This is a genomic window from Myroides sp. ZB35 (assembly GCF_001865835.1).
Taxonomy (GTDB): domain Bacteria; phylum Bacteroidota; class Bacteroidia; order Flavobacteriales; family Flavobacteriaceae; genus Flavobacterium; species Flavobacterium odoratimimum.
The window spans coordinates 2,704,414-2,731,223 of the sequence record NZ_CP017769.1; the positions used below are offsets into that span (position 1 = coordinate 2,704,414).

22 protein-coding genes are annotated in these 26,810 nt (G+C 33.3%); 18 read left to right on the top strand and 4 right to left on the bottom strand.

Annotated features, from left to right (window positions below; genetic code table 11):
• Positions 1-24 precede the first annotated feature (24 nt).
• From BK054_RS12030 to BK054_RS12065, 8 genes are all read left to right on the top strand, one after another.
• Positions 25-333, top strand: a complete 309-nt coding sequence (locus tag BK054_RS12030; protein WP_006259244.1) for a DUF4377 domain-containing protein — start codon at positions 25-27, stop codon at positions 331-333.
• Positions 334-511: 178 nt separating this feature from the next.
• The gene (locus BK054_RS12035; RefSeq protein WP_039329196.1) at positions 512-2,161 is read left to right on the top strand and encodes a mechanosensitive ion channel family protein; all 1,650 of its coding nucleotides are present in this window, start codon (positions 512-514) and stop codon (positions 2,159-2,161) included.
• 128 nt (positions 2,162-2,289) lie between these two features.
• Positions 2,290-3,417: an FAD-dependent monooxygenase gene (locus BK054_RS12040; protein ID WP_232234269.1), complete on the top strand. Its 1,128-nt coding sequence runs from the start codon at positions 2,290-2,292 to the stop codon at positions 3,415-3,417.
• Between the two features lie 143 nt (positions 3,418-3,560).
• Positions 3,561-3,917 carry a topoisomerase C-terminal repeat-containing protein gene (locus tag BK054_RS12045; RefSeq protein WP_071307305.1) on the top strand — a complete coding sequence of 119 codons (357 nt, stop codon included), beginning with the start codon at positions 3,561-3,563 and terminating at the stop codon, positions 3,915-3,917.
• Between the two features lie 138 nt (positions 3,918-4,055).
• Positions 4,056-4,877: a helix-turn-helix domain-containing protein gene (locus BK054_RS12050; RefSeq protein ID WP_071307306.1), complete on the top strand. Its 822-nt coding sequence runs from the start codon at positions 4,056-4,058 to the stop codon at positions 4,875-4,877.
• Between the two features lie 95 nt (positions 4,878-4,972).
• The gene (locus BK054_RS12055) at positions 4,973-5,539 is read left to right on the top strand and encodes a sugar O-acetyltransferase (RefSeq protein ID WP_006259239.1); all 567 of its coding nucleotides are present in this window, start codon (positions 4,973-4,975) and stop codon (positions 5,537-5,539) included.
• Between the two features lie 30 nt (positions 5,540-5,569).
• Positions 5,570-6,628 (top strand): NAD(P)-dependent alcohol dehydrogenase, encoded by a 1,059-nt coding sequence (locus BK054_RS12060; protein WP_071307307.1) that lies wholly within the window; start codon positions 5,570-5,572, stop codon positions 6,626-6,628.
• 435 nt (positions 6,629-7,063) lie between these two features.
• Positions 7,064-7,540: a GIY-YIG nuclease family protein gene (locus BK054_RS12065; protein WP_071307308.1), complete on the top strand. Its 477-nt coding sequence runs from the start codon at positions 7,064-7,066 to the stop codon at positions 7,538-7,540.
• A gap of 58 nt (positions 7,541-7,598) precedes the next feature.
• Here the strand turns inward: BK054_RS12065 and mnmE are convergent, their stop codons facing one another.
• Entirely contained in the window at positions 7,599-8,990 is a 1,392-nt protein-coding gene (gene mnmE / locus BK054_RS12070; RefSeq protein WP_071307309.1) for a tRNA uridine-5-carboxymethylaminomethyl(34) synthesis GTPase MnmE, read from the bottom strand.
• Between the two features lie 319 nt (positions 8,991-9,309).
• Between mnmE and BK054_RS12075 the strand changes: the two genes are divergently transcribed.
• The 9 genes from BK054_RS12075 to BK054_RS12115 all read left to right on the top strand — a co-directional run bounded on the left by BK054_RS12075 (position 9,310) and on the right by BK054_RS12115 (position 21,479).
• Positions 9,310-10,143 (top strand): universal stress protein, encoded by an 834-nt coding sequence (locus BK054_RS12075; RefSeq protein ID WP_006259235.1) that lies wholly within the window; start codon positions 9,310-9,312, stop codon positions 10,141-10,143.
• A 996-nt stretch (positions 10,144-11,139) separates the two neighbouring features.
• Entirely contained in the window at positions 11,140-11,409 is a 270-nt protein-coding gene (locus tag BK054_RS12080) for a hypothetical protein (RefSeq protein ID WP_225581900.1), read from the top strand.
• Positions 11,393-12,181, top strand: a complete 789-nt coding sequence (locus BK054_RS12085) for a HEAT repeat domain-containing protein (protein ID WP_071307310.1) — start codon at positions 11,393-11,395, stop codon at positions 12,179-12,181. Before BK054_RS12080 ends, BK054_RS12085 begins: the two co-directional genes overlap by 17 nt.
• A 175-nt stretch (positions 12,182-12,356) precedes the next feature.
• Positions 12,357-13,805, top strand: coding sequence for a glycosyltransferase family 2 protein (locus BK054_RS12090; RefSeq protein WP_006263355.1), 1,449 nt, complete (start codon positions 12,357-12,359; stop codon positions 13,803-13,805).
• A 12-nt stretch (positions 13,806-13,817) separates the two neighbouring features.
• On the top strand, positions 13,818-16,607 hold the full coding sequence (locus BK054_RS12095) for a YaiO family outer membrane beta-barrel protein (RefSeq protein WP_071307311.1): 2,790 nt from the start codon (positions 13,818-13,820) through the stop codon (positions 16,605-16,607).
• A complete protein-coding gene (locus BK054_RS12100) occupies positions 16,594-18,747 on the top strand; it encodes a DUF4838 domain-containing protein (RefSeq protein ID WP_071307312.1) in 2,154 nt (717 codons plus the stop codon). The genes BK054_RS12095 and BK054_RS12100 overlap by 14 nt, the downstream gene beginning before the upstream one ends.
• Positions 18,748-18,753: 6 nt before the next feature.
• Positions 18,754-19,263: a DUF1573 domain-containing protein gene (locus tag BK054_RS12105; RefSeq protein WP_006259229.1), complete on the top strand. Its 510-nt coding sequence runs from the start codon at positions 18,754-18,756 to the stop codon at positions 19,261-19,263.
• 8 nt (positions 19,264-19,271) lie between these two features.
• Entirely contained in the window at positions 19,272-20,279 is a 1,008-nt protein-coding gene (gene galE, locus BK054_RS12110; protein WP_039329237.1) for a UDP-glucose 4-epimerase GalE, read from the top strand.
• A gap of 447 nt (positions 20,280-20,726) precedes the next feature.
• Positions 20,727-21,479 (top strand): helix-turn-helix domain-containing protein, encoded by a 753-nt coding sequence (locus tag BK054_RS12115; protein ID WP_039329239.1) that lies wholly within the window; start codon positions 20,727-20,729, stop codon positions 21,477-21,479.
• A gap of 573 nt (positions 21,480-22,052) precedes the next feature.
• Here the strand turns inward: BK054_RS12115 and BK054_RS12120 are convergent.
• From BK054_RS12120 to BK054_RS12130, 3 genes are all read right to left on the bottom strand, one after another.
• Complete coding sequence (locus BK054_RS12120; protein WP_039329241.1) at positions 22,053-22,700, bottom strand: DUF6891 domain-containing protein; 648 nt, start codon at positions 22,698-22,700, stop codon at positions 22,053-22,055.
• 2 nt (positions 22,701-22,702) lie between these two features.
• Complete coding sequence (locus BK054_RS12125; protein WP_039329243.1) at positions 22,703-23,812, bottom strand: enoyl-CoA hydratase/isomerase family protein; 1,110 nt, start codon at positions 23,810-23,812, stop codon at positions 22,703-22,705.
• 210 nt (positions 23,813-24,022) lie between these two features.
• Entirely contained in the window at positions 24,023-25,063 is a 1,041-nt protein-coding gene (locus BK054_RS12130) for a DUF6266 family protein (protein WP_071307645.1), read from the bottom strand.
• 792 nt (positions 25,064-25,855) lie between these two features.
• Between BK054_RS12130 and BK054_RS12135 the strand changes: the two genes are divergently transcribed.
• Entirely contained in the window at positions 25,856-26,764 is a 909-nt protein-coding gene (locus BK054_RS12135; RefSeq protein WP_006259223.1) for a DUF6268 family outer membrane beta-barrel protein, read from the top strand.
• The last annotated feature ends 46 nt before the right edge of the window (positions 26,765-26,810 follow it).

Consider the following 26,810-nt stretch of genomic DNA (forward strand, 5'->3'; position numbering starts at 1 on the left):
TATTTTGCGATTTGAACTTTATTGATGAGCTTTTTAGTAGCTTGTAGTAGTGATGATAATTCGTCTATCACAAGAGAAAATAAGCGTGTAAAAGTAGAGTCTTATACCCTGATGAAACCCATAGAGCCTTTTAAAGGACAAGATGTGGAACATTTAATATTATATACCATGTCTGGTGAGATCTTAGATTATACACCATCTATAGAAGGATTTAAATATGAAGAAGGATATACGTACGTATTAGATATTACAAGAACTCACAATAAAGAGTTAATGGATAGTAATTTTGAATATGTGTTAGTCAAATTAATTTCTAAAGAGAAAAAAGAATAAATAAGTGTATATAGACATACTAGTAAGGATGCCGCAGAGCATCCTTTTTTTGTTCAGTTAACTTTTTTGTTAGGAGTACTCTTTCCGCTATTAAAATAAAGAAAACAATATTTTAGGTACGGTATAGTTTTTGTTATTTTAAAAGTTAAATTTACTTCAACTTTTATAGATTGTTTTTATGCGATTTTATATGATGAACATTCGTTTGTTTATACTATTGACAGCCCTTATTATGGGTGGGTCTACTTGGGCTAAAAATAAGAAGCCCTCTTCTAAAATTCCTGAACCAGTTGAGACTGTTCGCACTGTTGTCGTAGTGATGGAGAAAACACCAGTGATTAACTTTAATGATACTTTATTTAATGTTTATGGTAATATAGGTTCTTTTACTTCTAAGCAACGTGCTAAATCAATAGAAGGGAAGATCGCTATGTTAGCTGAGGATTATTTATTCGAAGGAGATTCTATCAAATTAGCGGATACTGGAAACTATCTTAATCTGATGTATCAAAATGAGATACTGATGAGTGTGGATAGTATACAAGCTGCACAAGAAAGCAAAAGTAAATTAGAAGCTGCACAGTACTATAAAAAACAGATAATCTCTGCTGTAGAATTACAACAACACAATACGAGTTGGCAGCAAATCTTAATACAAGTAGCAGGGACAATAGCTATTATCATTGTAGAGTATTTTATCCTCAAAGGGATACGATATGTTTATAGACGCTGTAAAGTGGCTATCTGGAGACAGAGAGGAAAGAAAATAAAAGGGATATTTGGTATCATAGATGATCAAAGAGCTATGCTGACAACTATATCAATAGCGAAAGTTATTAAGCTAATTGTGGTGTTGATATTCTTATATATTGGGTTGTTAGCTATATTTAAATTATTTCCTTATACAAAACATATTTCTGATCAATTGTTAGAATATGTATTGACTCCTTTAAAATCAGTAGGAAAAAGTATTAAGGCTTATATGCCCAAGCTGTTTACTATTATCGTTATTGTTGCAATATTTAAGTATGTACAGAAGTTTGTTAGATCTTTAGCAGAAAAGATAGCTACTAATAAAATTACGATTAAAGGGTTCTATCCTGATTGGGCTTTTCCGACTTATAATCTGATTAGTGGACTGTTGTTTATTTTTATGTTTATTCTGATATTTCCTTATCTGCCGAATTCTGACTCTCAGATATTCCAAGGGGTATCTGTATTTGCAGGTATTATGTTATCTCTAGGGTCTACTTCTGTTATAGGAAACTTGGTAGCAGGTTTAGTAATTACCTATATGAGACCTTTTAAATTAGGAGATAGAATTAAGTTAGGTGAATTTACAGGAGATGTGCTAGAAAAGACAGCGTTAGTGACGAGAATTAAGACACCTAAAAATGAGGTAATCACAATTCCGAACTCTAATATTATGTCCGCTCAAACGGTTAATTATACGCAGTCAGCTAAAGAGCATGGGTTGATTCTTTATTTGACAATAGGGGCTGGTTATCACGTACCATGGCAAAAGGTTCATGAAATGCTATACGAGGTGGCAAATAGAACAGAACATGTATTAAAACGTCAAAAACCATTTATCTTACAAGATCAGTTTAGGGATTTTTATGTTGACTATCAATTGAATGTATATATCAAAGAGGCGAAGTTATCAGCAAAGGTATATTCTGATTTGCGTCAACATGCACAAGATGTTTTTGCAGAAAATAATATTGAGATGGTCGCTCCACATTATAGTGTAAATAGAGTGGTAGATGGAGAAGACTCTACAGTTCCACCAAAGTATGTGAAGGAACAACCAGAAACAAAGAATTAAAAGTAAATGATAGATAAGAGCACTGAGATAATTATTTCGGTGCTTTTGTTTTTTATAAGTGTGTTTAGAGGGGATTAGGTAGTGTTTTTGTATATTCGTTAGATAAAGTATAAGCAACTATGGAAGATATGAAAGTAGCAATAATAGGAGCAGGTATAGCTGGGCTGACTATGGGAATAGCTTTAAAAAAGGCTAATATTCCTTTTGTTATCTATGAGTCTACAGAGAAAATTAAACCTGTAGGAGCGGGGATTGCTATCGCTAATAATGCCATGCAGGTTTATCGACACTTAGGCGTATCTGATCAATTAACTCAAAGAGGTACACGTATCTCTAAAGTGAGATTAACGGATATGAATTTGAATATACTGACACAATCAGATTTGATTGCTTTTGAACAGAAATATCAGTTGGTTAATATTGCAATACATAGAAGCGATTTGCACCATGTTTTGTTAGAAGAGGTAGGAATGGAGCATATTGTATTAAATAAGCGCTTAGAGGATGTTAGTTTGGATACAGAAGGACTTTATACACTTTGTTTTACAGATGGAAGTACTGTAACTCATGAATATGTAGTAGGTGCTGACGGTATTCGCTCTCAAGTGAGACAAAAGATATTTGGTGATTATCCTTTGAGAGATGCTAAGCAGGTATGTTGGCGTGGTGTATTAAATATAGATTTATCTACAGATTATGACCATATTGCATTAGAAGGATGGGGAAGGGGAGAACGCTTTGGTTTTGTCAAACTTGAAGGAAAGCAGGTGTATTGGTATTTTCTAGTCAACGAGGATAAATATCTTAAAAATCAAGACCTTTCTGTTCTTATTAAAGATTGTAGTCCGTTAGTTAAGGATATGATTATGCAGACTGCTGAGGCTGATATCTTTTTAAATAAGATATATGATTTGCCTCTTATCCAGGAGTGGTCTAAGGATAAAGTGTGCATTATAGGAGATGCTGCTCATGCTACTACACCAAATCTTGGACAAGGTGCTTGTCAAGCCATAGAGGATGTATATATTATCAGCAAACTATTAGAGAAACATTCTTTAGTTGAAGCCTTTCATAAATTTACTTCTATTCGCCGTGAGAAAGTATCTCAGATTGTTCGTGATAGTTGGCGTATGGGACAAGTATCCCAGTTTAGTAATCCATTAATTACTTCTGTTCGAAATATGGCTTTTCGATTTGCTCCTTCTTTCTTAAAAGATAAACAGATCAGCATGATGTTTGAATTGCAAGAGGTATAAAAGCGTTATAGGATGTATAACGCTTTTAGTTTTTTTACTTGCCGATACAATTGTAAATAGTCAAAGACAAACTTATTTCGGACGTTTTATTAACGGCTAAATGGGAATCAGCCTTTAAAGACATTGAAGAGAACAAAACTGATATGGAAGATTTTCATAGGCAGATAGAAGATTATACTTCAGAGATAACAAATGAGCTTCTATCGATTAAATCAAGCAATGAAATAGATCATTTATCTTGTCTAAAGTGTAAACAACATACACTTCAACTAAGAGAGAAGGTGGTCAAATGTTTAAATACGGATTGTAATTGGATCTTGTTTAAAGAGGTGTGTGGAGTTAAACTCTTAGTTGAGGATATTGCTGATTTACTTGAACAAGGGGAAACCAAACTGCAAAAAGGACTAATTAGTAAAGCAGATAAGAAGTATGATGCTTACCTTATTTTAAAAGAAGACTATACAACAGGGTTTGAATTTAGTACTAATAAGAATAAATAGGATTAAAATAATAGAAGCTACCTCAACAAATAGGTGGCTTTTATTATTAAATGAGCTTTTGAGAAAGTATAAATGAGCTTTACAACAAAATAGTTCATTGGATGTTGTGTATCTTTATAAATAGTAAAATAAAGAAAAATGAAAGTAAGTAACGCTTTACAAACCATTAGTTATTCAGGTATATTTCTTTCTTGTTATACAGATAACAATGAGAAGTGTATTCATGCCACACCAGAGCATATACTTGTTTATGTATATTCAGGAGAGCAAATTATAGAAGATAGAAATAAGAAAATAAGAGTTTATGCGGGAGAGTGTGTTTTTATAAGACGCAATCATCAGTTAACGATGTATAAAAATAGTAAAGGAAAAGAGAACTATAAAGGGATTTCGCTAACCTTTAACCGAAATGTACTTAGGGAGTTTTATAGTAAATTAAAAAAGAGTGATCTTCCTAAAGATATTACTATATCAGACAAGAACGTATTTCTTATTGAACAAAAAGTAGATATAACAAGTTTGTTTGAATCACTAACCCCTTATTTCAATGAGAAAGTAAAGCCTTCTGAACATGTGGTGCACTTAAAGTTACTAGAGGGGATTTATGCTTTACTGAATAACTCAGAGCTATTTTATCCTTTGTTATTTGATTTTACTCAGCCTTGGAAAATTGATATTTTAGAGTTTCTAAAAGACCACTATATGGATGAATTAAGTATAGAAGAGATTGCTTCTTATACAGGTCGAAGTTTAGCTACTTTTAAAAGAGACTTTAAAAAGATAAGTAATCTTACACCTCAAAAATGGATTATTCAAAAACGATTAGAAACAGCTTATTTAAAATTAAAAGAAGAAAGAGGTAAAGTTCAGGATATTTATTTAGAAGTAGGTTTTAAAAACTCGTCTCATTTTTCTACAGCTTTTAAAAAGCAATATGGAGTTTCTCCAACTGAAGTATAAATTAAAAAATGAGCTTGAGAGTAATGTAAAATGAGCTTTGTAGTAAAACCTTTATTCTTTATCAGCTTTAATTTTACCAAAAATAAATCAAGTATATGTTAGAGAATAATAATGATGTTTTTAAAAGATTACGTAGTGGAGAAACTATCAAGTCAGATGATCTTCAATGGAATAAAATAACAGAGGAATGTTATATCACTAAAGATTTAGTACTCAAGTTGAATAACTGTCTTGATCCCATTGAAAAAAGAAAACTGCTAAGTGAGATTACAAATCTCCCAATAGAAGATACAGTAGAGATATTTACTCCCTTTTATATTAATTATGGAAAGAACACAAAATTAGGAAAGAATGTTTTTATCAACTTTGATTGTGTTTTCCTTGATTTGGGAGGAATAACAATAGAGGATAATGTTCTTATTGCGCCTAAGGTTAGTTTGTTATCTGAGGGGCATCCAGTTAATCCTAAGGATAGAAGTTCACTAGTACCATCGCCAATTCATATTAAAAAAGGAGCATGGATTGGAGCAAATGCAACGATATTACCAGGGGTAACAATTGGCGAGAATGCTATTGTAGCTGCAGGAGCAGTAGTTTCTAAAGATGTTGCAGACAATACTATTGTAGGGGGAATACCTGCAAAAATTATAAAAACCTTTTAAAGCTATATTAATTAAAAAATTTTGAAAAAAATGAATACAAAAAATGTAAAAGCATTTGGTACACAAGCCCCTGAGGCGGATTTAAAACAAATGAATATAAGTCGTAGAGAAGTGACACCAAAAGATGTGGAGATTGATATTTTATATTGTGGTGTATGTCACTCGGATCTTCACACAGCTAGAAATGAGTGGGGAGGTACACAATATCCGAATGTACCTGGGCATGAGATTGTAGGAAAGGTAGTAAAAGTAGGTAGTGAAGTTACTAAATATAAAGTAGGAGATTTAGTTGGAGTGGGATGTATGGTAGATAGTTGTCGCGAGTGTGATAGCTGTAAAGAAGGCCTTGAACAGTACTGTGAACATGATAATATTCAAACCTATAATAGTCATGACAAGCACTTAAATATGCAAACTTTTGGAGGATATTCAGAGCGTGTTGTAGTGGATGAAGACTTTGTATTAAGTGTTCCTAATAATTTAGATTTAGCAGCAACAGCACCATTATTATGTGCAGGTATTACAACTTTTTCACCTTTAAGACACGCCAATGTAGGTCCTGGTAAAAAAGTAGGGATTGTTGGCATCGGAGGATTAGGACATATGGCTGTTAAGATAGCTAAGGCAATGGGAGCTTATGTAGTTGTTATTACAACTTCTCAATCAAAAGTAGAAGATGCAAAGCGCTTAGGTGCTGATGATGTTGTTTTATCTACAGATCAGAATCAAATGAAAAACAATGCTAGAACCTTAGACTTTATTTTAGATTGTGTTTCTGCTCAACATGATATAAATGCATATTTATCACTAATTAAGAGAGATGGTGCTTTAACTCTTGTGGGAGCTCCTGAGCATCCACTTCCTGTATCTGCTTTTAGTTTGATTTTAAATAGAATTAGTTTCTCAGGATCACTAATTGGAGGTATTAAAGAAACACAAGAAATGCTTGATTTCTGTGGTAAGCACAATATTACATCTGATATTGAATTAATTCAAATACAGGATATCAATAAGGCTTATGACCGTTTATTAAAAGGAGACGTAAAGTATCGTTTTGTAATTGATATGGCATCACTTAAAAACAATTAAGATAATGTAAAAAGGGAGACTTATAAAGTTTCCCTTTTTTATATGTGTGCCCAGCATGGGCGATAACTCTAGGGTGTAAGTCCCGAACACGCCATTACAGCAGGAAATGTTAACCGACAGCAAGGGTGTCCATCGTGAGTTGGAATCTGAAGGAAGCTTTAATTTTTGAACCAATTAATTCAAATTGAATCTTGGATTCAAATAAATCACGCTTTTGCGTACCTATAGAGCCTATTTGTTCTTCAATAATTTGATCTAATGAGATATGTTTTCATTTGAATAAGAGATTAGCTTAGATATCAAAAGTACTTAAAATACACTTTTTTTAGCTAAGTAAAACATACGTTACTAGTGAAAAGAAAGACATGATAGTTTATTCCCTATATTTGTGTATGTTATAATGATTATTAGCTTATTACTTTTTAGAAAATTAAGATGAGGATTAATTTTACAGAGCAGAATCACCAAGAAATCGCGAATCTTTTAGATTCTGTAGTGAACGAGAGTGATGCTACTTTAACTTTAGAGAAAAATATATTATATGGTATTGTTCCACGCTTTTTATATTTATTAAAAGCGAAAGATTCTTCATTTTATAAGATTGGTATTACTAACGATTTAGAAAAGCGAAAAAGAGAATTACAGACTGGTTGTCCATTAGAATTACATTATATATTTGCCGTTGAGGCAGATTTAAGTGATTATTATGGAAAAGAAATAATTTATCTCGAAAGATTTTTACATCAAAACTATAAAGAGTGTAAGGTTTTAGGTGAATGGTATAAACTCAGTAATATAGATGTGTGTAAAGTTTATTTATTTTTAACGTCTCCTATTTATGCTAGAGATTTATGTCCTGTAGGATACATTAATTATGAATTAGAAGGTGTACTTATTAGTTGTTCTATATAGAAAAAGCGTTGTAGTGAAGTACTACAACGCTCTTTAAAGTCTTTGTTTATAAGGGATTCTATTTACCGATACAAAAGTTCGCAAAAATATTCCCTAATAATTCATCATTCGTAACTTGTCCAGTTATTTCACCGAAGAAGTATAATGCTTGGCGGATATCTATGGCCATTAAGTCAGCAGATAAGTTAGTCTGAAGTCCCCACTTAACCTTTTCGATTTCTTCTAGAGCTTTTAATAGGGAGTCGTAGTGACGAGTATTCGTTACGATTGTCTCATTATTGCGTAGAGCACCAGTATTAACGAAGCCTAATAGAGCCTCTTTTAGTTCTTCTACGCCCATATTTTCTTTTGCAGACATCAGCATAAGGTTGTCGATATTTGCTTGGTATAAACCAATCTGTTCCTCTGATAACAAATCTCTCTTGTTACATACTACAAGAAGTGGTTTTAGAGGGTATTTGTTTTTTAGTTTCTCTAACTCAACTTTAACCTGATCAAGAGAACTACTATTTAGCTTAGCTCCATCTATTAGGTAGATAACAACTTGAGCCGCTTCGATTTTTTCGAATGTCTTTTGGATACCGATACTTTCTACTACATCTTTTGTTTCGCGGATACCAGCAGTATCTATGAATCTAAATCCAATACCATCTATTACTAATTCATCTTCGATTGTATCACGTGTTGTACCAGCGATGTCTGATACAATAGCACGTTCTTCATTTAATAAAGCATTCAGTAGAGTAGATTTTCCTACGTTAGGTTCTCCAACGATAGCTACAGGAATACCATTCTTAATTACATTACCAACAGCAAAAGAGTCGATAAGACGTTTAAGAACAAATTCTATACGGTCGATTAGTTCTCTAAACTGTGTACGATCAGCAAACTCAACATCCTCTTCTGAGAAGTCTAACTCTAATTCAATAAGAGAAGCAAAGTTCAATAATTGTTCACGAAGCTTAGCGATCTCACTTGAGAAACCTCCACGCATTTGTTGCATAGCGATTTGATGACTTGCTTCATTGTCAGAGGCAATTAAGTCAGCTACCGCTTCTGCTTGAGATAGGTCTAGCTTTCCATTTAAGAAGGAACGCATGGTAAATTCTCCTGCTTGAGCCATTTTAGCACCTTTGCGCAGACATAATTGGATGATCTGTTGTTGAATAAAGGTTGAACCATGACAAGAAATTTCAATTGTATTCTCTCCTGTGTATGAATTAGGTCCTTTAAAAACAGACACTAATACCTGATCCAATACACGCTCTCCATCTACAATATGACCTAAGTGTAAAGTATGTGTTTTTTGTGTCGTTAAATCTTTATTCTTGATCGATTTAAAAATGCCATTGACTAGTGTAATTGCATCTTTACCCGAAACTCTTATTATAGCTACAGCACCTGCTCCTGAAGGAGTAGCTAAAGCGACAATAGTATCTTGTAATATCATATCTTTTCTAAATATGAGGCAAAGATACTATTAATTCATTTAATCTAATGATGTCTACTATTGGGTTAAGAAGTTCTTTGTATAGCTACTACTAGCGTGGTTAGTCTTGTATAATCTAAGTCGAAATGTTTATCACTATAAGGCTAATTAAAGGTAGAGTAGTGCCCTAATTTGTCTATTTATACCTAATAGGTATAAAAGTATGTGTTTACATGCTATTTAAGCTCTATATCGCATATTTTACAACTTTTAGCCTTTAAAATACTATAAAAACATAAAGATTATTCATATCTTTATACAAATAAAACAATTGGATACCATGAAAAAAATACTATTCCCTACAGATTTTTCAGAAACAGCTAACAATGCTCTAGTATATGCGTTAAGAATGGCAGAAAACCAAAATGCAACTCTTTTTGTACTACATGCTTATGAGATGCCTGTGATTTCTGCAACAGCTAATCCTGTAATGGTACAGGATGTATATAAATCTATTGAGTTGAGCAATTTTGAAAATTTCAAAGATCAAGTACCTCAAATTAGAGATATAGCAAAACAGCATAACTTAGACCATGTTCCAATGCACTTCATTTTAGAAGAAGGTTTCTTGAATACTATCTTAAAGAAAAGAGTTAAAGAAGAAGAGATTGATTTAGTAGTGATGGGAACAAATGGTAACTCAGGATTAGATAAAAAAATCTTAGGTTCTAATACAGCTAATGCAATTGGTTCTTTAGGAATTCCTGTGTTGAGCATTCCTCATGATGCTATTTTTGATGGAATTAATTCTATTGCATTTACAACTTTGTTCAGTTCACAAGATAAAACTACTTTAGAGACTATTGTTCAAATGGCTAAAGGGTTTAATGCAACTGTAAAATGTATTCACGTTGCAACTGCAAAAGATAAAGCAGATCCTGCTGTAATTAATAGTTGGAAAGAGAACTTTAAAAATGACAATGTGAAATTCTATATTGTAGAAAGCAGTGATGTAGAAAAAGCAGTATTTGATTTCTTAGACGAAGAGAATATTGACCTTTTAGTTTCAGTAAAAAGAAATAGAGGTTTCTTCGAAAAACTATTTACAAGTAGTATGACTAAGAAATTAAGTTACCACAACTATGTTCCTGTGTTAGCTTTCCACGAAGAATAAGAATTTTTCCTTATTAAGTATATAGAGGTGTCCTTTTAGGGCACCTTTTTTTGTTGTAGTTAATCTAGTGCTGTATAACGTGTTTTTTGATTTCAAGAGTGATCATCATTTAATAGTTAAATGGCCTCATAAAAGGTAGTTAGCTTTTTTACCTTATAGTAAGTTCGTACGGGATGTTTTAGGCTAAAACATGTATAAGTGTAGTTCTTATTAAAACTAACTCCTAAAAACCAATTAAAATAGTTAAAAACACATAGAGTATGGTTAATGATAGTTTTAACGATTACTAACGGATAAAATAAAACATCTCTGTTAGTATTTGTTAGTTAGTAACTTATGCAGAATGTTTAATTATAGAAGACTATTAAAGTCTAGTTTTTGTCTTTTTAAGTCAATCTTAAAGGAAGATTACTACTCACCATAACGGGTAGGAGACATAGATAAAGAAAACATAATAATTATAGTAGAATGAATAATGTTTACAAGAGTATGAGAAAATGAAACATTCTTTTTTATAAAATATGGAGAAGGACTTCTACTGTATTGGAATGCAGTGTATCTATTGTATATAAGTGTCTAAACTATAAAATTAGGGCCCGTTTTAATTGTAGTTATCATTAAGTATTAGAAAACTGATTTAGCCTTTTGAGTAGGGCGTTTCATTTTTTAAACGTACAGTTTAGATGTTTCATAAAGCAATATACGAAAGACTAGTTATTATTTAAATTGATATTTATCAGTATATAGCTTTATAATTGCTTAACTAGTTTGTTTTTAGGTGTTTATGGTGTTTATGTTTTACGTAAAAGAGTTAGTTTTTGAGTAGTTTATTGCGTCAAACATAAAAGTATTGGGTAGTTGTAATTCAATATAAAGGTAAAACTTTGTAGAAATAAAAATATTATAGCTATGGATACACTCTTGTATTACTTTTACTATTTAAGCTCACATTTTGAGAGCTTTTCCCCAGTAGTAAGGCTAACTGTTTTTTTAACTATGCTACTTGGGGGAGTTTATATTTATTCTTTATTGAGAATTGGCGCTGTTGCTTATAGAAATAAAGTAGAGAAGCAGCGATACTCTAAAGTTAAAGAAAAATATGAAGAACCTCTTTATGCTTTATTACAAACTAAAGAAAACATTTCATCTAATCAAGTACTACAGAGTTTAGGCTTAGAAAATAATGAGCTTAAGAATTGGGAGAAAGCTTGTATAACAGACTTATTAGTGAATCTAATCAAAAAAGGAAATGGAGTACAACACTAATAATTATAACGAGATTCTTAAAGCTCTAGATTTACCTAACTATTGGGAGAACCGTTTAAAGAGTAAGGTAAATAAGAAGAGCGTACATTCTCTTAGAATGCTAGAGCATTTGGGAGACAATGTATCAGGTACTGCTATTGCTCAGAAATTGTACTCAGAGAATACACATATTAGAAAGCATGCAAAGAGCATTTTTATGAAGTTTTCGTCTCATGATTCTTTTAAGTTTTTAGAGAATGACTTTGATCGTGATTTTAATGCTTTTGATGAAGTTCGTATTCATACTTCTTTAGTGAAAAGAGCATCTACTAGACCTTTGCCATTGTTAATGAGATGGGTGAATGTAGCGAAGAATGATAAGTATCAAGCCTTCTTGATCTATGAAATAGCTTTCTTTAAACAAGTAGAGAGTGCAGCTGATTTGTTGAGGTTGTATAAACAGACTAATTCAACAGTGGTAAAGAAAGCAATTGTAGAAGCATTGGGTGACTTTGCTTATCGAGATGCTATATCTGTGTTTATAGAGGAGTTTAGTTATGTAGAACAACTTATTCAAAATGAAATTGTTATTGCCTTTGGTAAAATTGGAGGTATAGACGCTTTGTCATTTTTAGAAAAGTTGTATTATGAAACTGAGAATAAAGAGTTGTTAGTAAATATTCTTTCTACACTTTATCTTTTAGATAAGAGTAAAGTGACCTATAATAAAATTAAAGAACAAGCAATTACTGATTTTGAAAGACAGATCATTGGGTATGTTGAGTTGCGCTAGGAAGCAATATACTTGTTAATATACCTCTAACTGGTTAAGTACTTTTTTATTAATCGCCTTTGTGATTTTATTTGTACAATAGACTAGAAGAAGATGATTTGAATGACTGTCTTCTTTTTAGCTTTTAGAGAGTGCAGAATATTGGCTTAATCCCCACAACCTTACTAAAATTAATATGGAAGAATTATTCTATTTTTATCAATACCTAGTTTATTTTTACGCTTGTTTAATTACGTTAATTTACTTCTTTTTAGCAGTATTTGGATACTTTAAGATTATTAAAAATAAAGTAAAATATACGGCTAGAGAAGAACATACTTTAAGAACACATCCAGAGATAGCACCTGCTATTTCAGTAGTAGCACCTGCTTATAATGAAGAGGTAATTATTATTGCTAATGTTCAATCTCTTTTAAATCTAGATTACCCTAATTTTGAGGTAATCATTGTGAATGACGGAAGTAAAGATCAAACTTTAGAATTACTTGTTGACAATTTTGATCTACATGAAGTTCCTTACCCTTATATTCAGAAGGTTAGAAGTAAGCCTGTCAAACGTATTTTTAAATCTACTAACCCAGACTATAAGCGACTAACAGTAGTAGATAAAGAGAATGGAGGTACTAAAGCAGACGCTATGAATGCTGGTATTAATGTTGCTCAATATGATTATTTTATCAATACAGATGTCGATTGTATTTTAAGTAAGGACACCCTAACCAAAATCATATTACCTGTACTAGATTCTAAAGTTCCTGTTATAGCAGTAGGGGCTACCATGAGAATGGCTAATGGGTGTGAGGTAAAAGATGGTCAGATTGTTAAAGTAAAAGCACCTAATCGTTTAATCCCCTTATTTCAGGAGACAGAATATCTTCGTTCGTATTTATTGGCAAAAATGGGATGGTCTAGTTTTAACTTGATTCCTAATGTATCTGGTGGTTTTGGACTTTTTGATAGAAATATTGTAGTAGAAGCAGGGGGGTATGACTCTTCTTCTCATGCAGAAGATATGGATATGACTTTTAGAATGATCGCTTATATGTGTGACCAGAAGAAAGAATACCGTATCGAACAGATTGCTGATACATGCTGTTGGACAGAAGGCCCACCTAATCTTAAAGTACTCGGTAGACAGCGTACTAGATGGGGACGAGGATTGTTGCAGATTTTTATAGTACACAGAAGATTAATGCTTAATCCTAAATATGGAAGACTTGGGTTATTAGTTATGCCGTATGCCTTATTATTTGAATTTATGGCACCTATCGTAGAGCTGATAGGAATAGCGTTTCTAATCTTTCTATTTTTTACAGATCAGGTAAACCTAGAGACTTTCTGGCTAATGTTATTGTTTGTTTACATGGTAGGGGCGACGATGTCTCTAGTATCTATTTCTTTTGATGTTATTGTCAAGAAACAGTACGACTCCTATATAGATTACCTAAAACTTATTTTCTTATCTGCTTTTGAAGCTATTTTTTATCATCCTTTCATTGTGTTTTTTAGCCTTAGAGGATACTGGCAGTTTATGACTAAAAAGAATTTTAAATGGGGAGAAATGACACGTCAAGGCTTTTCTCAAGAAACTAAAGCAGAACCAATAGAGACTACTCTATCTTAATTTGTAAACGAAATGAATAGAATAAAAAGACACCTGATACAGTTAAGCGTATTGTTAGTTTCTACTTATAATTATGCACAAGTACAGACAACTAAAGAAGGGAGTGAAGATTATGTATTACTTGCTAATCGTGAGTTTAACGAGAATAAATGGGAATCAGGTAAGAAGATTGTAGATAAAGGGATGCTAGAAGACCCTAAAGATGCAGATCTGCGCATGTTATTAGGAAAGTATTACCACCATATTAAACAATATGATAAAGCGAGGTATGAGTTAGTTAAGGCTATCGAATTAGATCCAGGACAAATAGATGCTAGACATATTTTAGTCAATGTAGAAACAGAGACGAAGCGCTATTCTAGTGCGATATGTTATGTCAATGAGATATTGGAAGTACAGCCATATTTAAAAAGTCTATGGAAGAGAAAAATACACTTATTTGAACTACAAGGCAATCATGTGGAAGCAGATCGACTGAGAAAGAGATTGTATCAGATATATCCGTCTGATCAAAATCTAAAGAATGAATATGCTTATAGTATAGAACTAGAGTTAGCAAAGAATCAAACATTAGGAGATTTTGATAAAGCGATTTCTTTAAATAAAGAATTGATTAAGAATGACCCAAAAAATGTAGAGTATCATTTAGTACTGATTAATGCTTATATCAAAACAGCAGATTGGAATAATGCTCTTATTCAAATAGAGAGAGCACTTACTTTGTTTCCAAATAATACAACCCTACAGAATAAGAAGATAGGTGTATTATCAGATCAGAAGAGATATGACCTATTATTGCCATTTTTACAACAGTCTAAATTGACACAACAATATAATTACTACACCTTAGAGGCAGCTAGACACGCTAAGGTAACAGCTCCTTTTGACTTGTATAGTAATGTATTGAATAGCACCCCTCGTAATGAAGAAGCTTTTAATTATGTATTTAACCAACTTATTGCTCAGCAGCAATATGAGGAGGCATTGTATCAGCTAAATAAGTATAAAAAGGCATCAGGAGCTACTAAAGAGTTAGCACTAAAAGAACTACAAGTCTATACTCGTATGGGGAATACAGCAAAAGCAAAAGCTTTAGTCAAACAACTATATACTAGTTATCCTGGCGATATGGAAGTACAAGATTCTTATTATCAGATTACACTAGAAGAAGCTAAAGGTTTTATGCTAGAAGAGCAGTATGAATATGCTATTGATAGGTGGCATATTCTATTAAGGTCATCAGATAAGGAGATTACCTCATTAGGTTATATGGGACTGTATAGAGCTTATGTAGCGAAGGGAGACTATACTAGTGCACTACATACATTGAATCAATATGAACTAAACGCGAATGAGTCTATTCATCTAGGCTTTAAAAAAGCAGATTTATATTTTAAACTACATAAGTATAACGAAGCTTTAGCAGCCTATGAAGAAGAGCTTGTTGCTTTAGATTTAGATCAACGAAGAACTTATTTGCCAGGTTATCAGGAGTTGTGTACAGCTATTGTCAAAGACCAGAATGAACATTTTTTGTATAGCGAAAGCTTATATTACGTTAAACGTTGGCTAGCTCATGACCCTACTAATAAAACAGCACTTGTGTATGCAGTTAACTTATCTCATCAGTTAAAGAGAGAAGAAGAAATGGAAGCCTATTTACAAAGAGGAGTAGAGGTGTATCCAGAAGAAGTCTTCTTTCAGGTGAAGTTAGCAGAGTATCAAGGAAACGTAGCAACAGACTATGGTCCTATTTACAATGCTATATTATCGCAAGTAATACAACAACCTTATCATGAGCTAGCACTTACCACTTATGAAGGGATCAGTGAAAAGTATGCTTTACAGTTGATCAAAGAGAATCAGACTGATCAGGCTCTAAGCGTATTAGACGAAACCTTAGCATACTTACCTAATAGTAGAGTTATAAAATATACTAAAGGATTAGTATTAGAAAAGCAAAAGAAATATGCAGAGGCTTATGCTTATCAGCTTTTCTATGACCCATCACCTATAGAGTTAGAAGAGTATAAAAAGCACTTACAGTTCTTAGCTTATAAATCATTGAGAAATGAGATAGGTATAGAGTATTTGCGCAGTCACTTTGATGATAAGTCTAGTAAGAAGCACTCTATAGCTTCAGTTCATTACACTTATCATGCGCTAAAGAATAGTTATACTATCGGAACGAATTATACCGCTAGAGAAGCAGGTCGTGGTATTCAAGGTCATTTTGATTGGGCTAGAACCTGGAGTGATAAGTGGAGCAGTAATGCTAATATAGCTTTTGCAGATGCTTACTTCCCTAAGTTCTCTATTAATGGATCTGTGTTCAGAGACTTTAACTTTTTAGGCGGTGTAGAATTAGAACTAGGAGCAGGGTATCGAATATTCCAAAAGGATAAAGAGGTATCGAATACTAGTGATAATATGTTTAATATAGTTCTAGGAGCTACTAAGCAGACAGATCAATACAGTCTAAATGTGAAGCTAAACAATTTTTTTAGTAATCATAAGTGGATGTATAATCTATCTGTAAATGCAAGGTATTTCTTATCGTCTCCTAAGCATTTTATAGCGGCTAATGCAGGCGTGGGATCATCTCCTGATGTTGAGTTAATCGATTATCAGCTGTATGATACATTTGATGTGTTGAATACCAATGTAGAAGCAGGATACGGAACAGTATTGTTCAAGAATGTTACAGGTAGTATTATGGGAAGTTGGTATAACTACAAGGATAATCAGTTGAAGTATAAGAATTTTTACAATCTATATTTTGCAATAAATGTGGTTTTCTAATATAATTAAATACTCGTTGTTATCTGTCTTATGCTGTATCTATGGCTGTAAGGCGAATACTTCAGAAAAATTGAGCAGTGAATATTACGTTATTCATGCAGATGATGTGTTTGAGAGCAAGTTGTGGGCAGATTATTTATACAAGCATCTGATGAGACGTACTTCTACTCATCCCATTGTAGAAATGGCTACAGGGAATGAAGAACAAGATAGTGCCAAACATATTTATATAACAATGGATGAGACTCTAGAGCATGATTATTGCATTCAGCATGATCATCAAGGCTTGCGTATTAAGGCTAGAGATGGACAGACTATAAAATGGGTAATATATCAGCTAATAGAAGCGATATCAGAAGAGGATTCTCGTTTTCTAACAGCAGATTTGCCACCAGCTATATTAGATTTTGTCACAGGGTGTAGTACAAATGACTTTACTTATAGAGAACCTCATTACCTAGAGAATTTGTTATTAGATCAGTCTGGTGTATTGGGAAATAATAATGTGGAAGAAGATTGGGGTATTTGGGGGCATAACATTGCTAAAGCGATTCCTTCTGAGCCTAAATCTATAATCTATGCGAGAGTAAATGAACAAGTAAACAGAGATCAGTTCTGTTTCACTTCAGGGGATTTATATGCTTATCTATCAGAATACATTATTGATAACTATGGTTATGGGGTGGAGGGCTCAGAGCATTATCGTTTTGTGATTGCACCTAATGACAACGCCATTGTGTGTAGCTGTGCAGGATGTCTTGATTTGAATAAGTCTACTGCTCAGGCTTCAGAGTCTGTCGCTCATCTGATTAATAAACTAGCTAGACGATTTCCGAAGTATGAGTTCTATATGTTAGCTTATTTATCAACTAAGACAGTGCCTAAGGTGACTTTAGAACCTAATGTAGGAGTGATGATAAGTACGATAGATATCCCTAAAGGAGTAGCTCTAAAAGAGAAGTACCTAGCTCAGAAGGATGTACAAGGTTTTATATCTGATATCAAGACATGGCGTACGAAGACCAATAGGGTTCTCTTATGGGATTATAGCTCTAATTTTGACGACTATCTAAGTCCAATACCAGTTCTTTACGGATTACAACACCAATTAAAGTTTTTTAAAAATCTTGGTGTACAAGGGATCTTTTTAAATGCTAGTGGATATGATTATTCCTCTTTTTCGGATGTGCAAACTTATGTAGCTACCACTTTGATGAAGGACATTCATGCAGATGTAGAAGAGTTAATTAGAAGCTACTTTAAGAAGGTATATCCTAAGAGTAGAGATTTGCTCAGCACTTATTATATCCGCCTAGAGAAGCGTTACAATCAAGCCAATAAACCATATAATATGTATGGTTCTCCAGAAGATAACTTTAATAACTACTTAGATCCACAAGAGTTTATTGCTTTCTATCAGTCTTTAGCCAAACAAGTTTTACTTACAAATGGAGAAGAGAGAAAGAAGTTAGATAAACTATATACTGCACTTACTTTTACTCGCTTACAATTAGCTTATTATCGTGCCTCTGATCATCTAGGAGCTATTGATGTAAAAGGAAATTCAATCACCTTTAAACAAGAACTCAAAAATGGTTTAGAGGTATTAAATCTAGCTAAAGAACGAGGAATACTGAAGTATAAAGAAGCAGAAGGTAATGTAGACAATTATCTAACTAGTTGGAGAGAAATCGTAGCTAAAGAAGGACAAGAAAGCTTTCTTCTCCTAAAACCTATAATAGTTAAAAACAGCACAGGCAAAGTGATAACCTCGAGTACGCTATTAAGTAATGGATTGCTAGGCTTTAGAACAGATTATCACTTAGGATGGTATATATCTCCAGAGAATAAGTGGTCTGTAGAGTTTAATACAGCTCATATAGAAGGTGTGAAGACACTTGGTTTACGCTTTTTATTACATAAAAAGCATCAGTTTGAGTCACCTGCTCTCATAGAGTTACGACTAGATGGTAAGTTAGTCAAGACTATTGATTCAGCTTCTTACCACCTGACAGATAGTATAGCAGAGTTCTCGACTTATATTGATTTTAATCAAAGTGAGAAAATGGAGATTGTCTTTACAAAGAAGGAAGGAAGTAGAGTGACTATAGCTCTTGATGAAATACAAATAACTAATTAAAATATAATGAGTAGAATAAAATATACACTCTTCATTCTATTGTTCTTTACACTATTAGTGGGATGTAAAGGAGGAGAAGGAGAGACAACCAGTTTAGAAATTGTTGATAACGACAGACATTATTATCCAGTTATTCAAGGAGAAGAGAAGACAATGGTATTTCCTTTAGTGAATAAAGGAGATAACCCATTTGTTCTAAAAGATATTATAGTGTCTTGTGGTTGCATAGTTGCCCATACAGCTTCGTTAAAACATATTCCAGCAGGAGGAGAAGGAAAACTTGTATTAAAGTTTGATACGACTAAAAACATAGGCTATGTAAAGCATTATGTCACACTATATGGAAACTTTGATACCGTAGAGAATATAGAAGTCACTTTTGACTTAAATGTAGTGCCAGATGCACATTATACTAAAGATTATGAAGAGTTGTATAGCTTACATAAGGGAAGTACAGCAGAAGACCTAGTAGATGGTACTATAGATCGTGATTATTATTTAGATGTAAAACAATAAAATAGAACATGAAAAAGATATTAGTGACTGGAGGACTAGGATATATAGGGTCTCATACGGTAGTGGAGTTATTAGAGAATAATTATGAGGTAGTGATAGTGGATGACTTATCTAATTCTGAAGAAGATGTCTTACAGAATATTAAGAAGCTTACAGGGGTAGAACCTGAGTATTATTGTATAGATTTAAAAGATAGTCATCAAGTAGCTCAGCTATTTGATAAGCACAGATTTGATGGTATTATTCATTTTGCAGCATATAAATCAGTAGGAGAGAGCCAAGTATTTCCTTTAGAGTATTATGGTAATAATATAGGTTCACTACTGAACATTCTAAAAGAAATGAAGAGACAGAATCTCTCTAATTTTATCTTTAGTTCTTCTTGTACAGTATATGGACAGGCTGATATCATGCCTATCAGTGAAAGTACTCCTCTAAAGATGCCAGAATCGTGCTATGGAAGGACTAAGCAAATGGGAGAAGAGATTATACGTGATTATGTTGAGGCAGAGCAGAAGAGAGCAACTTTGTTGAGGTATTTTAATCCTATAGGCGCTCATCCATCAGGATTACTAGGAGAAATGCCAAAGGGAATTCCTAATAACTTAATTCCTTATGTAGTACAGACAGCAGCAGGTGTCAGAGAATGTTTGAATATATTCGGAGATGATTACAAGACAGAAGATGGAACAGCTATTCGCGATTATATCTACGTAATAGACTTAGCTAAAGCCCATGTCGCTGCACTTAAAAAGCTGTTGTTAAGCAGTGAAAACACAGTCTTAGATATATTCAACTTAGGGACGGGGAAAGGAACTTCTGTTTTAGAAATTGTAAAGAGTTTCGAAAAAATAAATAATATAAAAGTACCTTTTAAAATCTGTGATAGAAGAGCAGGAGATATCGAAATCGCTTATGCAGATGCCTCTAAAGCAGAACAGGAACTCCAGTGGCAAGCAAGGACTACAATTGAAGAATCGTTAAGAACAGCATGGAATTGGCAGCAGAATTTGTAATGTAATAATTTGGCGGTGTATCTGTATTTATACGCAAAACAAATTGAAGTTTTTTGGCAATGAATAGGCTTGTTTCACGTATTATAAGGAACTGAGATTTTGTTTTAGAGGTGAAAAAAGTTATTTTTGCAGGATTGTGTAAAAGAGAATAATATAAATATTTAACTGTTTTTAAAGAGGACTTTGTATTTTAGTTTCCATACAACTATAGATAAAAGTTTGAAAAAATATAAGTAAAGTAAATAGTAATTAAGCATAAAGAATACGAAGTGTTTTAATATCAAGTAGATTAAAGTCCCCCCATAAGTTTAGTCGTATTTGATTTCTCCCCCTTTTAAGAATAGGTTATATATCACCTATAGCATTTGGTATGCTTATATATGAATACTTCTGTATTTGTTAGAATGTTTTGTTTTAATAAACAGTATTTAAATTAAGAGTAAAAAAATGAATGTCATATTAGCTTTATTTTTAGCTATGTTTTGTGGGGGAAATGTAGCTTTAGCAGTAAATAAAGAACAAGTCGTAAGTGAATTAAATAATAACATTTACAGAGCTAAGGTTAGAGTCTTAGGGCAGATAGAGGATTTAGATGTTTTATTAGAAAATAATGATGAGGTATATACTAGATCAGAAGAGAGATCAGAAGACAAACTGTATAATATCTTTTATCTATTTAATGCCATAGCGCTTTTTTTAGTGGCCTCTGCAGGTGTTTTTTATCTAAAGTATGTTCGGGGATTAAGAAGAACAGTAAAGCAATTTATGGAGTCTGCTGAAGACCTAGAAGAACAAGGTAATGAAGAAGATAATGCAGAAGAAAAGAGATATATCACAGAAGAGAAAGAGCAGGATATACTACATAAGATAACCTACTTCGAGAAAGAGCAGGGATATTTAGATAAAGACATCTCTCTTAATGTACTCGCAGGGAATATAGGAGTTAATCATCGATACTTATCTTATGTAATCAATAAGAATAAAGAATGCGACTTCGCTACTTATGTCAATGAACTGAGAATAGGATATATCGTCTCTTGCTTAAAACAAGATCCTAAATTTTTAAAGTATAAGATCAGTTATTTAGCAGAACAATGTGGTTTTGCTTCTCACAGCAGATTCACTGTCACTTTCAAAAAAGTGACTGGAGATTCTCCGTCAGTTTTTATCAGTAAACTAAAGGCTAAGGATACAGCTTAAGGAAAATAAAAAACTCTCTATAAGGGAGTTATAGAGAGTGAAAAAATTGAACTGTAACTCTTATTTAGATTTGAATGAAAGAGAAGTTGTATAATTGTGCGCTATCATACAGTTCTGTCATACTATGATCTGTCGGATTAAGTACAGGTAATTGTTATAAGGTTACCTGTCGGTCTAAATAAACAGTTTTTTTGTGATTATATGGGTGCTTTGCTTCTATCACAAAGGTAATTTTAAAGATAATTTATTGATATACTTTTTTCTCTTAGTGAGAATATTGATTCATATTTTGTCATCAATTATTTATGAGATAGCATAGTCAAACCTATTCTGAATATACCTATATTACTAGTGTAATAATTATTCTATTTGTTTATTGTTTTATTTCTTATAACAAATTTAAGTGGTTTAATAGGTTGAAAACATGATAAATAACATGTTTTTTAAAAAACATTCTCATTATTTACTTATATTCATACTGTGTACTACTATAGCTAATGGAGTAAGAATTGACTATTACGGATAAGATGTAAAAAAGATGAGTAGTACGTATCGTACTACTCATTTTTAAAGTTATATCGTTTTAAGAAGTTTCTCAGCTACTGAATCGTAATCTAATAATAGGGCATTTTCTGGTTTATAAGCTTGTTGCCACGCAAAGTTTAAGATAGTGATCTTTTGTGTAGCAGTACCATCCCATTCTGTTTTAAACCCATTTTCTTGTAAGGTTTGAACAATTTTTTTACCTACTGCGATGGAGTCTTCCTCTTTTTCAGAGTGCATATCTTGGAAAGCAAGAGTCAAATATGGTTCTTTTTCTCTAAAAGCACGTTGAAGGTCTTGTTCGTTATAAAAACAGATACCTTTAGACTTTTTTCCTTTTGCCTGTAGTTGTTCTTCTATTTGATCTACCTCATAGTATCCATCATCTATAGTATATCCAGCATAATGAAGTGCAATGATGTGTTGATCTACTAGTTGGTCAAAAGCTTTTACTAACTTTTGTGTTGTGGTTGGTACATGCCAATTTTTACTTGCTTTAAGCAGTGCTCTTTCCTCTTTTAGAATAGTTTCTTTCACCCACTTTTCGTTGATTTTACCTTGTAAATCATTCTCATTGATTTCTTCAGTAATAAACTCTTCTACATCTTCACTGTCCCAAAAACCAGATTTAATGAGATAACTAATAGACTCAGCAATGAATTTTTGTTCTTCCGTCATGATTATGCTTGTTTTATATTTTTAAAAGGATGCTCTTCTGTAGACCACAGAGGAGTGAAGTGGCTTTCTATCCATTCGTTACTCACTTGCTCTAATGTACTAGGTGTCCATTTAGGGGATTGGTCTTTATCTATTAATAGGGCTCTTACTCCCTCAGAGAAGTCTGGATGTACTGTAAACTGACACGTTAGATTAAGCTCTGATCTAAAGACTTCTTCTAAGCTGTAGTGTTTACTCTCTGTAAGCTGTCTAAAGATAACGTGGACAGAGGTAGGAGAACCTTTAGTAAAGAATGAGTACCCTGCTGCCACCCATGCATCAGATTTAGCTACTGGCTCTACGATAGCGATAAATTCGGCTACAGAGCGTATCGGTTCTAATGCTGCTATAAGAGACTTGTGTAACATCGCCTGTGATATAGGCAAGTCTGTACTAGGAGTACTGCGCTGTGCTAATAGGGTATTAAGCTTATCTGATAGCTGATCACTACTACTAATCTGTACTAACTCATTCAGAACATTATCTTTCACAGTAGAAGGTATAAAGTAGTCTGCAATACCTAGAAATAAGGCATCGGCTCCATCAAAGCGAGTCCCCGTTAACCCTAAGTATAATCCATAAGCAGAAGGCATCTTATTTAAAAAATAAGAAGCTCCAACATCTGGATATAATCCGATACTAATCTCAGGCATAGCTAGTAGACTGCGCTCTGTGACAATGCGGTGTGAGGCTCCTGCTAATAATCCTAAACCTCCTCCCATCACTATACCATCTCCCCAGACAACTATCGGCTTAGGATACGTATGGATTAAGTAATCTACACTGTACTCTGTAATAAAGTATTCTTCACAGATAGGAGGAACCTGAGTAGGGTCTATAGTTTTATAGTCTTCTATTGCTTTCCTTACCTGGCGGATGTCCCCACCAGCACAGAATGCTTTCTCACCAGCTCCTTGTAGAAAAATACATTTTATATTGCTATCATCTCTCCATTGTTCTAAAATCCTTTTTAATTCGCTCACGATTTCAAGTGATAGCGCATTAAGTGATTTTTCTGAATTAATGGTGATAATTCCTAAGTTCTCTTTTATGTCTGTTAGTACTATACTCATAGTTGACCTGTTTTGATTGTTTAAAGTTATGAATAATAATCAAACGGTAGGTATATCACAAAGATAGTCATACTACACAGAATAAAATAGAGTCTGTATAGGGTAGGACTGTAAATTATAATAGTATACCAATAGATTATAAACAGGTATAATGTACATAAAATTTAATTATTTATGGAGTTTTATAAAGCAGATTGCTTATTTATTAGTTCATTCTCGTTGTTCGTCATCAGGAAGTAATAGCTTTAGAATAGAGTAAGCTTCATTCATTGTATCTGGAATGAGTAACTTATCGGGATCACTTATTCTTCTGATCAGTTCCTTGCTGACTTTTCTTATATAGCCAGGAGGACAGACTTGGCTATTGTCTAGTTCTACTTGTTTATCGAGAGGATATTCCTCCATAGGAGGTATAACATCGTTTTTAGGATGAATAGGCATAGCTGGTTCTATCTCTTGTTTTGCTTGTGATATAGACTTTTCTTGTACAGTAGAAGATGAGGTGATTGGTTTATCTTCTTTTGTGCTAGGAGTGTCTGTATGAACAGATCTAGGTTGTTGTGCTATAGGTTGGTTATTCTCCACTATTGTATCCTCTTGCTCAGCAAGTTCTAAAACTCCGTGAAAACAACTAGTACTGTTGATACTATTGTCTGCTGATTTCCACATGCTCCATAGGTATATCCTACCTTTATCCCAATAGGCAGGTAGGCAGAAGTGTGCATACCTGTCTGCTCGTGTACCTATATTTGGGATATCGATGAATACATCTAGCTCTTCATTATACGCCATCATCGTAAGGGTATCAGTATGGAGAGTAAGGGCATTGACTAGTGTATTATCCCATTGTACCTTAATCTTCCCAGTTTTGAGGCGATTGATCTTTTTTATTACAGCAGGGGCTAGTGTACCTATAGAGAGTAATACCTGTTCTATATTGATATATTGTACACCATTGTAGAGTTCGATTCCTTGTTTCATTAATCTGGAAATCATCTGTTCTTTACCTGTCATCCATTTGCCTTCTTTAAAAATAGTAGGGCAGTACATATTCACAAAGTCCTTGAATTTAGCAGTAAACGTAGAGACTAAGCTCATCTTATCCCATTGTCTCAACTGTGCTTCTGTTGCTTTTTTACGTGATTTATGAGGCTTAGCACGGATGATATTTCTACCTCTCCATCTAACGCCTACTATGGTCCCTACTTTTCCTATTACTTCACTTAATATTCCTTGTTTAATCTCTGCCATAACAACGCTGTTTTTAGGATGATTTATTTCTTTATACAAGATATAAAATACAGGAATACAAATGTTTAAGTATTGTGCGAAAATAAATAGCTCTTGGAGGTAGTAGCTGTATACGACCATGGCTATATGAGAATATATTTATGTATGTGTAAAGAGTAGAAAACGGCATATTTGGTTAAATAACGCTGTTTAAATAATCATTTTTTACCAACATTATTATGACATCTAAGTATAGTAAAAAGAGAATAGAAGGAGTATTCTTGGGCAAAAGAGGCTTTTAGCCAGTTATAGTCCTAGTATCCTCCTAGAATTGTCCAAGGAATACCGTGTATAGGCTATATATACTGAGGTCGTAAGGTGTTGGTTATGTTACGTTATATTGAGTGGTTTGAATTTAATGTATTGCTTATCAGTGTATTGTAATTTAATGTAACTAAAAAAAATAATAAGATTTTATGGCTTAACTCTTTAGGAGACTCTTTATTAACATGTAAATAGACATAAAAGAGCTCTATAATAGCTTAAAAAGTAATTTATTATTAGTTTTTAGAGGTCTTATCATAAGAAAACACGATTTTTTTGTACTTGATAATGTGTATTTGTCTAAGACAAAGTTCAGAGTGCTTAGATATAAAGAGGGGAAGGTATAGAAATGATATTGGTCTAAAAAGCACTGACATAGGATTACAGAAGTAGTCGCATGCATTATGTATATCACCTGTAACGAGTCAGTCGTCAAATAGTTTTTACCATGTAATAGAGGTATTGTTTTTTTGTGCCAAAATAGAATAGATGAGAATAGTAACACATTTGTTGACTTTAGGTTTGGTATTTATGAGTATTTATACTGTACAAGCTCAAAGTAAGATACAAGGGGAATTTAAGGTAGATTATGTCCCTATGTCTAATTATATTAGGCCGATAGATAGTCTAAAGACGGATTCAAAAAGTGATTTTAAAAAGGTAGAACTTGCTTTAGAAATCCCTCTTTCTATGAAAATGGACCATCGAGATAAGCCAAGGATATGGTCTGTGATGGCTTATGGAGGGTATGCTAGGATGAATCATAAAGATTATGAAGAACAGCTGTTCCCGTCAGAATTATTAAATGCTTCTGTAGGTGTAAAGCACTTTCGATCGATAAGTGATTCGTGGTCATTATTGTTGATGGGGTCTGTGGGGGTGTATACAGATATGGAGAATATAAATAAAGAGGCTATCCTTGGGCAGGGAGCAGTATTTTTTATCAAGCATTTTAGACCTAATTTTTCACTAGGAGGTGGGCCTGTATTGACGAATAGCTTTGGGGTACCTATGGTGTTACCAGGTATTTATCTGAATTGGGAGACGAGTGGTGATTTCTTTGTTAAGGTGACTTTCCCTAAAGGCGCTGAGCTGGGATACAAGTTTACAGATCACTTTTCATTAAGTGCAGCTGTTGACCTTCAAGGAATGACCGCTATCGTCAAACAGGATAATGAAACCAAGATTTTAGGATTTCAGCAGATCGTAGCTGGTCTGCGTCCTGTGATTAAGTTTTCTGATAATATGACTTTATCGTTTACGGCAGGTAGTACTTTAGTAAGGTCATTCTCTTATAATGAGAGAAAAATCAAGAGTATCTTTAAGGAGAAAAAAGTAGCTGATCCTAAATTCTCTACTACATTCTATGGTGGAATGTCTCTGAAGTGGAGCTTATAGATGAGTAACAAAAAACGTTTTAAAAGAAGGGTATCGTTGACCTTCT

What these genes read in the sequence shown, in the direction of transcription:
- BK054_RS12085 (WP_071307310.1), top strand. Translation starts at nt 11,393, where the DNA reads ATGGAGTACAACACTAATAATTATAACGAGATTCTTAAAGCTCTAGAT.
- BK054_RS12115 (WP_039329239.1), top strand. Translation starts at nt 20,727, where the DNA reads ATGAATGTCATATTAGCTTTATTTTTAGCTATGTTTTGTGGGGGAAAT.
- BK054_RS12135 (WP_006259223.1), top strand. Translation starts at nt 25,856, where the DNA reads ATGAGAATAGTAACACATTTGTTGACTTTAGGTTTGGTATTTATGAGT.
- BK054_RS12065 (WP_071307308.1), top strand. Translation starts at nt 7,064, where the DNA reads ATGAGGATTAATTTTACAGAGCAGAATCACCAAGAAATCGCGAATCTT.
- BK054_RS12045 (WP_071307305.1), top strand. Translation starts at nt 3,561, where the DNA reads ATGGAAGATTTTCATAGGCAGATAGAAGATTATACTTCAGAGATAACA.
- BK054_RS12120 (WP_039329241.1), bottom strand. Translation starts at nt 22,700, where the DNA reads ATGACGGAAGAACAAAAATTCATTGCTGAGTCTATTAGTTATCTCATT.
- BK054_RS12030 (WP_006259244.1), top strand. Translation starts at nt 25, where the DNA reads ATGAGCTTTTTAGTAGCTTGTAGTAGTGATGATAATTCGTCTATCACA.
- galE (WP_039329237.1), top strand. Translation starts at nt 19,272, where the DNA reads ATGAAAAAGATATTAGTGACTGGAGGACTAGGATATATAGGGTCTCAT.
- BK054_RS12040 (WP_232234269.1), top strand. Translation starts at nt 2,290, where the DNA reads ATGAAAGTAGCAATAATAGGAGCAGGTATAGCTGGGCTGACTATGGGA.
- BK054_RS12100 (WP_071307312.1), top strand. Translation starts at nt 16,594, where the DNA reads ATGTGGTTTTCTAATATAATTAAATACTCGTTGTTATCTGTCTTATGC.
- BK054_RS12095 (WP_071307311.1), top strand. Translation starts at nt 13,818, where the DNA reads ATGAATAGAATAAAAAGACACCTGATACAGTTAAGCGTATTGTTAGTT.
- BK054_RS12130 (WP_071307645.1), bottom strand. Translation starts at nt 25,063, where the DNA reads ATGGCAGAGATTAAACAAGGAATATTAAGTGAAGTAATAGGAAAAGTA.
- BK054_RS12035 (WP_039329196.1), top strand. Translation starts at nt 512, where the DNA reads ATGCGATTTTATATGATGAACATTCGTTTGTTTATACTATTGACAGCC.
- mnmE (WP_071307309.1), bottom strand. Translation starts at nt 8,990, where the DNA reads ATGATATTACAAGATACTATTGTCGCTTTAGCTACTCCTTCAGGAGCA.
- BK054_RS12060 (WP_071307307.1), top strand. Translation starts at nt 5,570, where the DNA reads ATGAATACAAAAAATGTAAAAGCATTTGGTACACAAGCCCCTGAGGCG.
- BK054_RS12050 (WP_071307306.1), top strand. Translation starts at nt 4,056, where the DNA reads ATGAAAGTAAGTAACGCTTTACAAACCATTAGTTATTCAGGTATATTT.
- BK054_RS12090 (WP_006263355.1), top strand. Translation starts at nt 12,357, where the DNA reads ATGGAAGAATTATTCTATTTTTATCAATACCTAGTTTATTTTTACGCT.
- BK054_RS12105 (WP_006259229.1), top strand. Translation starts at nt 18,754, where the DNA reads ATGAGTAGAATAAAATATACACTCTTCATTCTATTGTTCTTTACACTA.
- BK054_RS12055 (WP_006259239.1), top strand. Translation starts at nt 4,973, where the DNA reads ATGTTAGAGAATAATAATGATGTTTTTAAAAGATTACGTAGTGGAGAA.
- BK054_RS12125 (WP_039329243.1), bottom strand. Translation starts at nt 23,812, where the DNA reads ATGAGTATAGTACTAACAGACATAAAAGAGAACTTAGGAATTATCACC.
- BK054_RS12080 (WP_225581900.1), top strand. Translation starts at nt 11,140, where the DNA reads ATGCTACTTGGGGGAGTTTATATTTATTCTTTATTGAGAATTGGCGCT.
- BK054_RS12075 (WP_006259235.1), top strand. Translation starts at nt 9,310, where the DNA reads ATGAAAAAAATACTATTCCCTACAGATTTTTCAGAAACAGCTAACAAT.